The organism is Colwellia sp. 75C3, assembly GCF_002836255.1.
GTDB lineage: Bacteria > Pseudomonadota > Gammaproteobacteria > Enterobacterales > Alteromonadaceae > Colwellia.
In genome coordinates this window covers 458,146-472,210 of the sequence record NZ_PJAU01000032.1, presented here as the reverse complement: position 1 = coordinate 472,210, position 14,065 = coordinate 458,146, and the positions used below count along the sequence as shown (strand labels likewise).

14 protein-coding genes and 1 other RNA gene are annotated in these 14,065 nt (G+C 37.3%); 12 read left to right on the top strand and 3 right to left on the bottom strand.

Annotated elements, in window-relative coordinates; all coding sequences use genetic code 11:
* Position 1: 1 nt before the first annotated feature.
* Both CXF85_RS03940 and pspF read right to left on the bottom strand, forming a co-directional pair.
* The gene (locus CXF85_RS03940) at positions 2-1,672 is read right to left on the bottom strand and encodes an ABC transporter substrate-binding protein (protein ID WP_101227342.1); all 1,671 of its coding nucleotides are present in this window, start codon (positions 1,670-1,672) and stop codon (positions 2-4) included.
* Positions 1,662-2,804, bottom strand: a complete 1,143-nt coding sequence (gene pspF / locus CXF85_RS03935; protein ID WP_101227200.1) for a phage shock protein operon transcriptional activator — start codon at positions 2,802-2,804, stop codon at positions 1,662-1,664. The genes CXF85_RS03940 and pspF overlap by 11 nt, the downstream gene beginning before the upstream one ends.
* 226 nt (positions 2,805-3,030) lie before the next feature.
* Between pspF and pspA the strand changes: the two genes are divergently transcribed.
* The 12 genes from pspA (at position 3,031) to ffs (ending at position 13,708) form a co-directional block, all read left to right on the top strand.
* Positions 3,031-3,696: a phage shock protein PspA gene (pspA, locus tag CXF85_RS03930; protein WP_101227199.1), complete on the top strand. Its 666-nt coding sequence runs from the start codon at positions 3,031-3,033 to the stop codon at positions 3,694-3,696.
* A 41-nt stretch (positions 3,697-3,737) separates the two neighbouring features.
* Entirely contained in the window at positions 3,738-3,965 is a 228-nt protein-coding gene (pspB, locus tag CXF85_RS03925) for an envelope stress response membrane protein PspB (protein WP_011044524.1), read from the top strand.
* Positions 3,962-4,414, top strand: coding sequence for an envelope stress response membrane protein PspC (pspC, locus tag CXF85_RS03920; RefSeq protein WP_101227198.1), 453 nt, complete (start codon positions 3,962-3,964; stop codon positions 4,412-4,414). The genes pspB and pspC overlap by 4 nt, the downstream gene beginning before the upstream one ends.
* 240 nt (positions 4,415-4,654) lie before the next feature.
* Complete coding sequence (locus CXF85_RS03915) at positions 4,655-6,130, top strand: YcjX family protein (protein WP_101227197.1); 1,476 nt, start codon at positions 4,655-4,657, stop codon at positions 6,128-6,130.
* Positions 6,127-7,254: a YcjF family protein gene (locus CXF85_RS03910; protein ID WP_101227196.1), complete on the top strand. Its 1,128-nt coding sequence runs from the start codon at positions 6,127-6,129 to the stop codon at positions 7,252-7,254. The genes CXF85_RS03915 and CXF85_RS03910 overlap by 4 nt, the downstream gene beginning before the upstream one ends.
* Positions 7,255-7,471: 217 nt before the next feature.
* The gene (phhA, locus tag CXF85_RS03905; protein ID WP_101227195.1) at positions 7,472-8,275 is read left to right on the top strand and encodes a phenylalanine 4-monooxygenase; all 804 of its coding nucleotides are present in this window, start codon (positions 7,472-7,474) and stop codon (positions 8,273-8,275) included.
* Between the two features lie 73 nt (positions 8,276-8,348).
* On the top strand, positions 8,349-8,702 hold the full coding sequence (locus tag CXF85_RS03900) for a 4a-hydroxytetrahydrobiopterin dehydratase (protein ID WP_101227194.1): 354 nt from the start codon (positions 8,349-8,351) through the stop codon (positions 8,700-8,702).
* Positions 8,703-8,836: 134 nt separating this feature from the next.
* Positions 8,837-10,387: a transcriptional regulator TyrR gene (gene tyrR / locus CXF85_RS03895; protein ID WP_101227193.1), complete on the top strand. Its 1,551-nt coding sequence runs from the start codon at positions 8,837-8,839 to the stop codon at positions 10,385-10,387.
* 174 nt (positions 10,388-10,561) lie between these two features.
* Positions 10,562-11,551 carry a fumarylacetoacetate hydrolase family protein gene (locus CXF85_RS03890; protein WP_101227192.1) on the top strand — a complete coding sequence of 330 codons (990 nt, stop codon included), beginning with the start codon at positions 10,562-10,564 and terminating at the stop codon, positions 11,549-11,551.
* Between the two features lie 144 nt (positions 11,552-11,695).
* Positions 11,696-12,334: a maleylacetoacetate isomerase gene (gene maiA / locus CXF85_RS03885; protein WP_101227191.1), complete on the top strand. Its 639-nt coding sequence runs from the start codon at positions 11,696-11,698 to the stop codon at positions 12,332-12,334.
* 212 nt (positions 12,335-12,546) lie between these two features.
* Positions 12,547-13,479, top strand: a complete 933-nt coding sequence (locus CXF85_RS03880; protein ID WP_101227190.1) for a DUF3014 domain-containing protein — start codon at positions 12,547-12,549, stop codon at positions 13,477-13,479.
* 132 nt (positions 13,480-13,611) lie between these two features.
* Positions 13,612-13,708: signal recognition particle sRNA small type (ffs, locus tag CXF85_RS03875), an RNA gene on the top strand.
* Between the two features lie 34 nt (positions 13,709-13,742).
* Here ffs and CXF85_RS03870 read toward each other — a convergent pair.
* Entirely contained in the window at positions 13,743-14,012 is a 270-nt protein-coding gene (locus tag CXF85_RS03870) for a late competence development ComFB family protein (RefSeq protein ID WP_101227189.1), read from the bottom strand.
* Between the last annotated feature and the right edge of the window lie 53 nt (positions 14,013-14,065).

The window sequence follows — 14,065 nt, the reverse complement described above, 5'->3', positions numbered from 1 at the left end:
ATTAATTACTTGCCTTATCAGCTATCTCAGGTTGAGCTAAGGTATTCACATCGTTATTTATCGACCTTTTAGCAACGTCATAAAAACTTATACCACCAAAGTTTTCTAATATTTTGCCTTCTACGTCAACACCTCTGGCTTGAAATCGTTTTGAATGAGCAATAGGTAACAAGGGGATCTCTTCGTTAATAATTGCCATAGCCTTAGCATAATAGCTTTTTCGTTTAGTCATATTTGTTGTACTTAGCGCACTTTGTAGTAGTTGGTCATACTCTTTATTACACCAAAATGTGCGGTTACTGCCTTTTTCGCTAGAAGAGCAGCTGAGCATTGGCGTGAAAAAATTATCAGGGTCAGGATGATCTGCAGTCCAGCCTAATAAAAAGCTTTGATGTTCACCTTGTGATAAGCGACGTAAAAAAGTACTCCATTCATAGGTAATAATCTTAACTTCTACGCCAATTTTCTTTAAGTCAGCTTGAATCAATTTTGCCATTGTTACTGCATTTGGATTATATGCTCTTTGAACGGGCATTGCCCAGATGTCCATGGTAAACCCTTGGGCATAACCCGCTACTTCTAGTAATGATTTAGCTCTAACTGGATCATAAGTTAGTTCAGGTGTTTCGCTATCATAAGCCCATGATGTTTCGGGTAATATAGACTTTGCCCGTGCAGCTTGCCCTTGGTAAACCGTATCAATTAAGGCTTGCTTGTTAATGGCTAAGCTAATTGCCTGGCGTACCAACTTATTATCAAAAGGCTCCTTTTTTGTATTAAAGCCGAAGTATCCAACATTCAATGAAGTCATTGATTCTAATGTTAAATCGCTTCTTTCAGTAATCTTCTTATGTGCTATTGGATAGCTACTGACATCACATTCTTTAGCTAAAAGTTTAGTTAAACGTGTTGTTTTACTGGGTGATATATCAAAAACAAGTTGTTCAATTTTAGCTTTTTCCTGCCAATATTCATCATGACGATAAAAGCGGATTAATGAGCCAACACGGTAATCTTTTAGTTTAAAAGGACCTGTACCAATCGGCAGTATATCAATTTCATGTGGTTTTTTTTTCTTTTGCAATGATTGCCCATATTCTTCGGACAAAATTATTGCATAATCGGTCGCTAAATTAGCTAAGAAGGAGCTATCGTTACGTTTTAAAATAAAACGCACAGTAAAGTCATTAATTTTCTCTACTTTTTCAACCAGCTCTGTAAATTTTACACTTTGGAAAAAGGGGTACTGGCCCCCTGACACATGATGAAAAGCATGGTTTTTATCTAACACTCTATTAAAGCTAAATAGCACATCATCAGCATTAAATAATCTTGTCGGGGTAAAATAGCTTGTTTGATGAAAGTTTACATCTTTACGTAAATAGAAGGTGATTTTTTTACCATCACGGGTTACATGCCATGATCTTGCTAAAGCAGGACCTAAGGTGTTCTTTTTACCTTTATAAACAATCAGACTGTTATAGAGCTGCTTAGCGCTGGCATCAGACGTGGTACCTGACGTGCTGAGTTGTGGATTGAATGACTCCGGAGATCCTTCAGAGCAATAGATAATACTACGCTCACTTAAAGATAGCTTATTACCTTCGTTACAGCCTGTTAAAATACTAACAAGGCTCGCTAATGTTAAGGAGAATATAGATTTAAAGTTCATCGTTAATACTGCCATCAAGCAAGTTATATTTTTTTAGGTAACCCCTTAATTGATGATAAGTTAATTCGAGTGCTTCTGCGGTTTTCTTTTGATTAAATTGGCAATGGGCTAAAGCAGATTGTATTAATTCTATTTCATAGTCTTGTGATAATGTTTTTAATGACTGAGGAAATTGTTGCGTCAACACTTTAGGTATCGCGGTAGTTGCTATTGTCGATGTTAGATTAATATTGTCTAACGTTATTGATGTTTCTGCTGAGGCCTGATCAACTGTATTACCATTTTCGGAAGCGATATTTTTATTGAGTTCATTGACCCTATCGTGGGTTTTAATTCGTTGATTTGGTCTAAAAGGAGATTCGAATGGATCAATGATCAGTTCATGGACAGGTAAGTGCGGGTTATTACTGCGATAAACACTTCGTTCAACAACATTTTTTAATTCACGAATATTACCCGGCCAGTGATATTCAAGCAGGCTGCGCTTAGCTTTTTCGGTAAAACCACTAAATAATTCAAATTCAAGCTCGCGGGCCATGTTAATAGCAAAGTGTTCTGCGAGCATTATTATATCGTCTAAACGTTCTCGTAATGGTGGCAGGGTTATAACGTCAAAGGCTAAGCGATCTAATAGATCTGCTCTAAATTGACCTGACGCAGCTAAGGTAGGTAAATCTTCATTGGTTGCCGCAACTAAACGAACATCACTTTGAATTGTTCTTGAGCCACCGACACGTTCGAATTCGCCGTATTCAACAACACGTAATAATTTTTCTTGAATGAGACCTGAGGTATTGGCAATTTCATCTAAAAATAACGTACCTTTATCAGCACGTTCAAAGCGTCCTTCATGACGTTTACTGGCCCCAGTAAAAGCTCCACTATCGTAGCCAAATAACTCAGTTTCAAGTAAATTTTCATTTAATGCTGCACAGTTGAGTTTTAAATAGCTTTGTTCCCAACGTTTTGACAAGAAGTGTAAACGGGCGGCAACAAGTTCTTTACCGGTACCGCGCTCACCAATAATAAGTACGGGTTTGCTTAAGGTGGCTACTTGGGATATTTGTTCTAGTACTTCTAAAAAGCAATTTGATTGGCCAAGAAGATTATCTTGTTGGTTAAAACGCGCCATAGTAAACTCAAATGTTGGTTTATTTCACTAACAAATAGTGTATTTTATTACTTAAGCGGTTTAAAGTCTTTTTTGAATAAATAATAAAGTTATATAAAACATATGTTTAGTGTTGTTTTAAAAGTTGGCGTAAAACATGAATGTATATAAATAGTAATTCAGCGCTAAGTTAATGCTTAGTTTATGTAAAGTAAGCATGATTTAGCCATCAGTTGAGGAAGTTGTTATGGGTATTTTTTCAAGATTCACAGATATAATTAATTCTAATATTAATAATTTATTAGACAAAGCCGAAGATCCAGCAAAAATGGTACGTTTGATCATTCAGGAAATGGAAGATACCTTAGTTGAAGTACGTTCTAGCTCAGCAAAAACACTGGCAGATAAAAAAGAATTATCTCGCCAAGTGATCCGCCTTGAGCAAGATGCACAACAATGGCAAGAAAAAGCTGAATTGGCTTTAAATAAAGACCGTGAAGATTTAGCGCGTGCTGCTTTGATGGAAAAGAAAAAGAGTAGTGAAAGTGCACAGGCGTTAGTCGATGAGTTAGCACATACCGATGAACACCTTAGTAAGCTTCAAGATGAAATATCACAACTACAAGATAAGCTTAGCGATGCAAAGGTTCGTCAAAAGGCTATTGTTATTCGTGAAAAATCTGCGAGCTCTCGTTTAAAAGTAAAAGAAAATATTCACAGTACACGCGTTAATGATGCTTTAAATCGTTTTGATCATTATGAACGTAAAGTTGATGATATCGAGGCTGCCGTTGAATCATATGATTTAGGCAGTAAATCATTAGCAGATGAGATTGCGGGTCTTGCATCCGATGAAAAAGTTGATGATGAATTAGCGCAGTTAAAGGCTAAGATGAAAAGTAAACAAAAATAATAAATAAAACTATCGGTAGAATAGGATAAAGGAGAAGTATTGTGGAAGAGATCATCGTTGCGCCCGTTATTATTTTTATGATTATTGTTGCTCCAATATGGCTGGTTTTGCATTACCGCAGTAAAAAGCAAGTTAGCCAAGGCTTGAGCCAAGAAGAGTATATTCAATTATCAGAATTATCAGAAGTTGCAGATACCATGGCTGATAGGATTCAAACCCTCGAAGCGATTTTAGATGTGGAGACCCCAAACTGGAGAACCAAATTATGAATCGAAAAAGAGGAGAATTATATCGCAACGCCGAGCAAGGTAAGATAGCTGGTGTTTGCGCGGGCATAGCCGATTACTTTGGTTGGGAAACTTGGTTAGTTCGAATACTAGTGGTTTCAGGTGTGTTGTTTGGTATGCCGTTTCTTATCCTAGGCTATATAGCCGGTTGGTTTATTCTAGATAAAACGCCAGAGAAAATAACTAACAGCAATCATGAATCAAGTGAAAGCCAATATGCGAAGCGTGACCAGCAAGGAAAGCAAAAGGTTGATGTAAGCAATGAGTCAATTAAGGTGAAAGCTCGAATTTGGCAAGCAGGTGAACCACCTAAACAAGCACTTTATGATATTCGCCGTAAGTTTCGTTCGCTAGAAGGAAAGGTACAAGCGATGGAGCAATATGTTACATCGGCTGAGTTTACCGTTTCTAGAGAAATTAATAAGCTGTAATATTAAACGGATCAATAAATAAGTCCGAGTGCAATAATATCAAGTTGTCAAAAAAGCTGTCAGTTGACAGCTTTTTTATTTATTCGTAATAAAAAGTATATTTACTTCTAATCGCTTAGTTTTAATTTATATAGTAAAAATCAATTAATGAGGTGTAATTATTATTAAAAGTCCTTATTATCAAATTAGATCTAATCAGATGAAATTTATAAGTTATCAATTCGTTATGGCATTAACTTTATGGCAATAATAAGTAAATCGATACTATCAAAACGTGGCTTAGATAAGCTAAAAAATAAAGCCAATGAGTTACTCAGTCGTACTATCGATCAGCATGTGACATTGGCCGTTACTGGCTTAAGCCGTAGCGGTAAAACAGCATTTATCACTTCATTGGTGAATCAATTGATTAATGAAGGTAATGGCACCAAGCTCAGTTTTTTCGATCCCGTACATCATGGTAATTTCATTGCCGCTAAGCGAGTGCCACAACAGCACTACCATGTACCAAGGTTTGATTATGATGCAGCGATTTCTGCGTTAACATCGGAGCCAGCAACTTGGCCAGAGCCTACTCATGGTATCAGCGAATTACGTTTGGCTATTCGGTATCAACCGAAGAATTCAATACTTAAATATGCCACTGACATGGCAACGTTAACATTAGATATTACTGATTATCCAGGTGAGTGGTTACTTGACTTACCTATGCTCAAGCAAACATATCAAGAATGGTCGCAGCAAACACATGCATTAATGACAAGTTCGCCAAGGGCAGAACAGAGTAAAGGTTTTCTGACTAAGCTTACACAGTTAGATCCCTTCGCTTGTGCAAGTGAAGAGCTTCTAGCGGAGTTAGCACAGGAATATACCGCGTTATTGCATACTTTCCGCTACGAACTAGGTTTATCAGTTATCCAACCGGGCCGGTTTATATTACCTGGTGATTTAGCGGGGGCACCCATTTTAGAGTTTTTCCCTTTCCCTGGTCTAGATAGCCTTGATGGTAATGATTATCAAAATGCACCTGATGATAGCTTGATTGGCATGCTGCGTTTACGTTACCTCGAATATAAAGAGCAGGTGGTTCGTAAATTCTACCGCGAACACTTTCTTCGCTTTGACCGACAAATAGTACTGGCAGATTGTTTAAAACCTTTAAATAAAGGCAAAGAAAGTTTTGCTGATTTAGAGTTAGCGATGTCGATGATTTTAGAAAGTTATCATTATGGTAAGTCAGGAATATTTTCTCGGTTATTTTCACCTAAGATTGACAAACTACTTTTTGGCGCAACAAAAGCTGACCATGTAACTCCAGAGCAACATGCACCTATGGTAGCATTGCTAAATCAGTTGATTCATCAAAACAAACATCATTTAAACTATGAAGCAGTGCAAGTTAAAACGTTAGCGATAGCTTCTGTTAAATCGACCAACTCAGGTGTCAGTAAGCATAAAGGTAAAGATGTTCCCGTTATTCAAGGAAAAACTATAGCTCAGCCAAATGCAACAGAGTCATCAGGTATCTTTGGCCAAAAAATTACCGTGTTTCCAGGCGCGGTACCGAGTCAGTTACCCAATGATGATTATTGGCAATCGAATAATTTCAATTTTATAGAGTTTGCACCCTTAAGTGGACTTAACAAACAGCAATGTTTACCACATGTGCGAATGGATCAAGTCTTACAGTTCTTACTAGCAGATAAAATGATATGACCACTAAAGACAATGAAAACTCACAACAGCAACAAATAATTTTTAACGAAAGTGACACTGTGACATCAGCTGATAAAGTAACTTTTAAAAACGAGGACGGCAGTACGACTTTTACCGAACAAGTTGTTTTTGATAATGATGCTTATTTACCTATGTCTCTTGATGAAAGTAGCCTTGATGAGGTAAGGGAAACTGAACTTAATGCTGAGCAACTTCATCAAGATGCCAATAGTTTAAAGGGCGATAAAGCTTCATGGTTATGGCGAACAATCACCGCCTTGTTTGTCACGTTACTAGCTATTGAAGCGGTAGATTTCTTTATTGCTGGTTTTGAACAGTCGCCACTAATTACTAGCCTATATGCGCTGTTATTAGCAGCCTTGACCTTAGTCAGTGGGAATTATCTATGGCGTGAGTTTATTGGGCTTAAGCAGTTTAAAAAACGTCAAGAAATGAAGCAGCAAGCTACTGAAATTTTATTAATAGACACGGAACAATTAACAGAAAAATCTAATAAACGTGGTAAAGCGTTTTGTGACAAAATAACCGAAAACCTGCCTTGTGACCTTGTCTTTGATTGCCCGAAAGAACAGCAGGTTTGGCATGATGCATTAGCGGCAGATTATACTTCGACTGAATTAGTTCAGCTCTATTCTCGCGTGGTGTTAACTAAGGTTGATGATAAAGCCTTAAACGAAGTCGCAAAATTCTCTACTGAAGCGGTTGTTTTAGTCGCTCTAAGCCCGGTTGCTTTAATCGATATGTTAATTATGTTGTCACGTAATTTACGTATGATAAATAAAATTTCCGGACTTTATGGCTTGAAATTAGGCTATTGGAGCCGTATTAAGTTAATAAAGCAGGTTTTTGTCAATATGGCTTATGCTGGTGCGAGTGAGTTAGTCGCTGATTTTGGTAGTGATATGTTAGGTGCTGAGTTACTCGGGAAATTATCGGCTCGATTTGCGCAAGGATTAGGTGCTGGCATGCTAACGGCTCGTTTAGGTGCAAAAACAATGGAGTTATGTCGTCCTATCCCTTTTGAAGAGAAACCTAAATTAACGCATGTTCGTAAAAAAATAGCTCAGCAAATTAAATCTTTGCTTAGTCCTGCTAAGAAATAGTTGTAGAAACCGCCATACTTTAAACCGTCATGTTATCGCTCATGTAACCTTTCATGTACAACAAAAGACTTTGTTTGTTTTTTAACCGTTCTGTGTTGCTTTATTTTATCTGTCCTGATGTCTTAAGATGAATACAGCAACATAATAAAAATTATTACATTAAAAACGTTAACTTTAAAAAAACAAACAAAGTCGCTTAGAAATAAAGGTCAATAACATGTCGAAAGGAACAAAGTATGTTTCAAAAGTCCCTGATGAAGAGGGCTTCATACACTGGTCAGCAGAAGAAAATTTAATTTGGCAAGAGCTATTCACTCGTCAATTAGCATGTATTAAAGATAAAGCTTGTGATGAATATCATGACGGCTTAGAAAAATTAAACTTATCGACAGACCGCATCCCTCAGTTGGGTGATGTCAGTAAAGTACTGAAGGCAACGACAGGCTGGGAATGTTATCCGGTGCCGGCACTGATAGGTTTTGGTGAATTTTTTAGATTACTTTCTGAAAAGAAATTTCCAGTAGCAACCTTTATTCGAAGTCGTGAGGAAATGGACTATTTACAAGAGCCTGATATTTTTCATGAGATATTTGGTCATTGCCCATTATTAACCAATCCATCATTTGCGAATTACACCGAAGCTTATGGGAAAATGGGCTTAAACGCGACGAAAGAACAGCGCGTGTTTTTAGCTCGCTTATATTGGTTTACCATAGAATTTGGTTTACTTGATACACCTAAAGGCCTACGTATTTATGGTGGTGGTGTACTTTCTTCTCCGGGTGAAACTGACTTTGCTATCAATAGCAAAGACGCCGTTCGACAGAATTTTGATGTACTCGATATTTTAAGAACCCCTTACCGCATAGATATTATGCAGCCTATTTATTATATGCTGACAAAAGTATCTGACTTGGATGAAATTAGAAAATTTGAGGTAGATGACATCATGGAGCTTGTAGCTAAAGCACAAATGTTAGGTCTACATGAAGCAAGGTTTCCAGCTAAGCAAGCCAGTTAATTACTTTGTGACTGCAATAAAAAATACTATGGCAACCCATAGACTAAAATAAAGAATAATATAAGGATTAAGAATGACAACACAATCAAGTAATAAATTGGCAAGTCAGGTCTGTGAAGCCTGCCACGTAGATGCGCCAAAAGTATCAGACGAAGAACTAAAAGAACTGATTGGAGTAATTCCTGATTGGGTTCCACAAGTACGTGATAATGTGATGATGCTTGAGCGTGAATTCAAGTTTAAAAACTACAAGCTAGCATGGGCATTTGCTAATAAAGTTTCTGAATTGGCGGAAAGTGAATTCCATCACCCTTCGATTTTACTTGAATGGGGCAAAGTAACCGTGACTTGGTGGACACACTCGATAGGTGGTTTGCATAAAAATGATTTCATTTGTGCCGCAAAAACAGATCAACTAGGCGAATAATTCATTCCAAGTAGATGATAAGTTAATAAAGTACAATATTCATCAAAGTGGTGTTTGGTGATGTTGTGCTTTATTATCGTAAAAATTAGTTTACAATAGCCCTTTTCTTGAATTCTAAATTAAGGGCTTGTGTAATGCGTTTGGAAATTACTTGTCATGACCGTGTTGGTATGGGGCAAAAAGTATTAGGTATATTTGTCGAACACGGCATAAATGTACGTGGTATTGAGTTAATGCAGCCAGGGCGTATTTATATAAATATCCCCGATTTAGATTTTTCTGATTTGCAAACATTTATGCCACAATTACGCTTGATTGAAGGGGTAGGTGATGTAAAAACTGCTCCTTACATGCCATCTGAGCGTGAAAGAAATGAACTTGCGACGTTAATAAAAACCTTCCCCGACCCTTTTATCTCTATCGATAGAAAAGGTAATATCCGCATTGTGAACACTATCGCCTCTAGTATTATTGGTGAAAGTGAAGAGTCTCTTATTGGTCAACATATCAGTTTATGGCTAAAAGGTTTTAACTTTAATCGCTGGTTAGATGCCAGTGATGTACTTGCTCAAACCCGCCGTTTAAAATTCCAAGGTGATGATTTTGTCGCAGATATCATGCCAATTCACGTCGCAGGCGAAGAAGATAATCAAGTACTTGCTGGTGCAGTGTTAATTCTGAAATCTGAAGCACGTCTTGGTCAACAGATGAATGCATTCAAACAGCCTAGCGAAAATACCTTTTCAGGCATTCAAGCAAGTTCAAGCGCAATGCGAAAAGTTATTCGTGAAGCTAAACGCATGTCATCACTCGATTCTTCCATTTTAATTATGGGTGAAACAGGCACTGGTAAAGAATTACTTGCCAGAGCGTGTCATGGAGCTAGTGAACGCGCAGAACGTCCTTTTATGACATTAAATTGTGCAGCCTTACCTGATGATGTAGCAGAGTCTGAATTATTTGGTGTCGGTGAAAAAGCGCAAGAATTAAGTAAGCGTGGCATTTTTGAATTAGCCGATGGTGGCACGGTATTTCTTGATGAAATTGGCGAGATGTCAGCCAAACTGCAAAGTAAGTTATTACGCGTCATTCAACACGGCAGTTTTAGGCGTGTAGATTCTGAGCAAGAAGTCACCGTTAATGTACGGATTATTAGCTCTACCAACAAGGATCTACTTAATCTTGTTTCAATAGGTGATTTTAGAGAAGATCTGTATTACCGATTAAACGTATTTGGCCTCACGTTACCTGCACTTAGAGAGCGTCGCAGTGACATTTTACCACTTGCCGAGTTTTTCATAGTTAAGGCCGCACAGCAAATTGGCCGTACTCACCTGAAAGTCAGTGATGATTGTCGTGATTTTATTGAGCACTATCCATGGCCAGGTAATATTCGTCAATTAGAAAATGTACTCACACGTGCTGCTTCGTTACTAGAAGGTGATGAAATAGAAACGACTCACCTACAATTACCTGCTTATACCCGAGAACATGGCTACTTAGAGCAAGAGTTTGAAGGTACATTAGATGCCGCAGTAAAAAGCTTTGAAGCAAACTTATTACGTAAATTGTATCCTGCTTACCCAAGCACTAGACAACTCGCTAAAAAACTTGGTCTTAGCCATACTGCGATTGCTAACAAGTTACGTGAATACGATATTAATAAAAAAACAGTTAAAATTTAAATTATCCAAGGTTGAACTTAGCAAGCAGTGTAATAAAAGCCGTAAAGATAATTTTCCGACTTGTTTTTACTAAGCTGAAGCTATTGCTTGGTTGTCAGTGAAAATATTTGTACCATACTTTTATGCTTTAAATGTATCGATAACTATTATAGTTATAATTAAAAAGGTTTAAGAATGAAATTAGCAACACTTAAAAATAATACACGCGATGGTCAACTCGTTGTTGTTAGCCGCGCTCTTGATAAAGCTGTAGTGGTAAGTGATATTGCCGCAACTTTACAAGCTGCCATTGATAACTGGAGCGAGATCTCACCAAAATTGGCTGAAGTGTATCAATCGTTAAATAATAATGAAATTAGTGATACGTTAGCTTTTGAACAAGCTGAATGTGAATCACCTTTGCCACGCGCTTATCAATGGGCTGATGGCAGCGCTTATGTAAATCATGTTGAATTAGTGCGTAAAGCAAGAAATGCTGAAATGCCGGCAACATTCTGGACTGATCCATTAATGTATCAAGGTGGATCAGACGCATTTATTGGCCCACGTGATGATATTTCAATTGCGAGTGAAGAATACGGTATCGATTTTGAGTCTGAAGTCGCCGTGATCACCGATGATGTTCCTATGGGCGCATCGGCTGAACAAGCCGCAAGTCACATCAAATTATTAATGCTAGTAAATGATGTTTCACTACGTAATCTTATTCCGGGTGAATTAGCGAAAGGTTTTGGTTTTTTTGCCTCTAAACCTTCAAGCGCATTTTCTCCGGTAGCAGTAACGCCAGATGAACTAGGTGATGCTTGGGATGGTAAAAAATTACATTTACCATTAACCACTCATTTAAATGAAGCACTGTTTGGCCAACCAAACTGTGGTGTAGACATGACTTTTGATTTTCCAACAATTGTTGCACATGCGGCAAAAACACGCCCACTATCAGCGGGTTGTGTTATTGGCTCTGGTACCATTTCAAACTACGATCGCTCTGCAGGCTCAAGCTGTTTAGCTGAAATTCGTATGTTAGAGATTATTGCCGATGGTAAGCCAAGTACACCATTTATGAGTTTTGGTGATACCGTGCGCATTGAAATGTTTGATAGCGAAGGTTCAAGTATTTTTGGCTCTATTGACCAAAAAGTGGTTGAGTATAAAGCACTGTAATTTTTAAGCAGTGATGATTTTTTAAATCTGCTTTAAAGTAAATATAAACAAATGCTAATTATCAGCACCAGAGCTAACTATAATCGTTAACTTGGTCAGGTAATTAGCATTTTTTTTAGATCATAATTATATTAAGGAAATACGATGAAACTATATGGTTATTGGCGCTCTACAGCGGCATATCGCGTAAGAATTGCACTGCATTTAAAGGACATTGCCTTTGAGTCAATCTCAGTGCACCTTGTTAAAAATGGTGGAGAGCAACATAGTGATGAATATAGTGAACTCAATCCTAATAACTTGGTACCTACGCTAGTTGATGGTGACTTCTCATTAAACCAATCGTTAGCTATTATTGATTATTTAGAACTACGTAATCCTGAAAAAGCTTTATATCCACAAGATATAAAAAGTAGGGCTAAAGTACAGGCGTTAGCATTAGATGTAGCCTGTGAAATTCACCCACTCAATAACTTACGGGTTCAACAATACTTAGCTAGTTCATTATCTGTTACTAATGAAGCTAAACAAGGGTGGGTAGAGCATTGGATGAATGTTGGTTTCATGGCCATAGAAAGACAGTTAACTACCTGTGCCGGGCAATATTGTTTTGCAGACACCATAACATTAGCTGATATTTGTTTAGTGGCCCAAGTTTATAATGCTCATCGATTTAACGTTGATATGAGTGCTTATCCATTAATCAACAAAGTAGTCAACAATTGTAATCAGTTACCTGCCTTTATTAAAGCCTTACCGGAAAATCAACCGGACGCACAGTAAGCGAATTTAAGCTGTTAGGTTGCTTTAAAAATAAAGTTATTAAATAGCCTTCCTCAGAATAGTAGGCTATTTTTAAGTTACACCCCTTAAAATAAAAAATCACATAAAAAATGGCTACGAGAACAAGAAAAAACGTTTTGGTACTTGCATCCCAAGGAAAAAAGCGTTGCAATAATACCTAATCAGCATTTAACAAAAATAATTTGGATAGCATGGATAATTCAGAACCTACACAGCAAATAGAGCAGGGCAATAGTAAAAATAATTCAGGCCCGCTTATTATTTTTATCGTTACTTTCATATTAGTTGCAGTGGCTTTATGGCAATTTTCAGGAGGCAAAACTGAAAAACGTACTATGGACTCAAGTGAGTTATTAAAAGATAAGCCTGTGGTGCCAGTATCTCTCTCCACGAAAAATCAGGAAGAAGATAAAGACCTTAATGAATTACCGCAGATAGACCCTATTATCGAAGTTGTTACGCCAGTAGTCGAAGACATAGTCATAGAGCAGGAAATTGCTATTGTCTTACCTGCATTAGATGAAAGTGATGACTGGATACAAGAAAAACTTCCTGAGTTGACTTGGCGAAATGAATTATTGTCTTTACTCATAACTGAAGATATTATTCGACGTTTTGTGGTCTTTACCGATAACTTTGCTCAGGGTTTATTAGCTTATGAACATAGTGTTTTCATTCAACCTAAAGTGAAGTTCTCTGTTGATGAGCAGTCAATTAATGTTGATGGTGAGCAGAATGTATGGCAATGGGATAGTGAAACAAGTAAACGTTTCGACTTATATGTCGACTTGTTGCGTTCTGTTGACAGTACGACATTGGTTAATTGGTATGTTGATATCAAACCACTAATTGATGAAGCTTATCTTGAGTTGGGTTACGAAGAAGATTTTACTTATACATTGCAAGATGCAATAACTAGAGTACTTGATATGGAGCTACCTAAATCTGCAATGGATGTAACCCGAAGCAGTGTTATGTATAAATATCAGGATGCTCAATTGGAAGCACTAGACGATAGTGACAAACTTATGTTGCGTATAGGCAAAGAAAATCTATTAATTATTAAATCGGTATTATTAGAAATTAACGAAAAACTCACGATACGTGTAAAGGATAATGGTTAATACCTCTAATAAGATTAAAAAAACAACAAGTAGTCATTTTTTACTAACTTGTGCTTGCATCTACTAATATGATTAGCGATAATTCGCGGCGCTTTAAGAGCTAACTCGTTTTTAAAGCTTCTATGGTGACCCTTTCGGTCCCCTCGCAATGATACTCTGTGAACTCGGCCAGATCCGGAAGGAAGCAACCGCAGCAGACGACTCATGTGCCGAGGTGTGGCTGTTTGGGTTGCCACCCAATACTTCCTCCTATACGTCCTAATTTAGTTATCTATTCGAATTACATCCATAAATTCTAGTGCCTTTGCAATCGCTTTCTTTACCTTGTTTTCCATGTCAAAACGTTCTGATGGCGGTAAATAAAATGCCATATCGACCTCATGTCGAATATAACGTGTTGGCAATTGGTTTAAAACCACACAAGTTAAATCAGCAATAAAATCAGCATCATACTTATCGTCAAACTTTCCCATAACAAAGTGTTGCATAACTAATTTTTCATAATAGTTATGAATATCATCTGAAATTTTCATAAAACCTCTTTTTAAAATAATTGAATGTTAAGTGCTCAAGTTAGCGTATACAA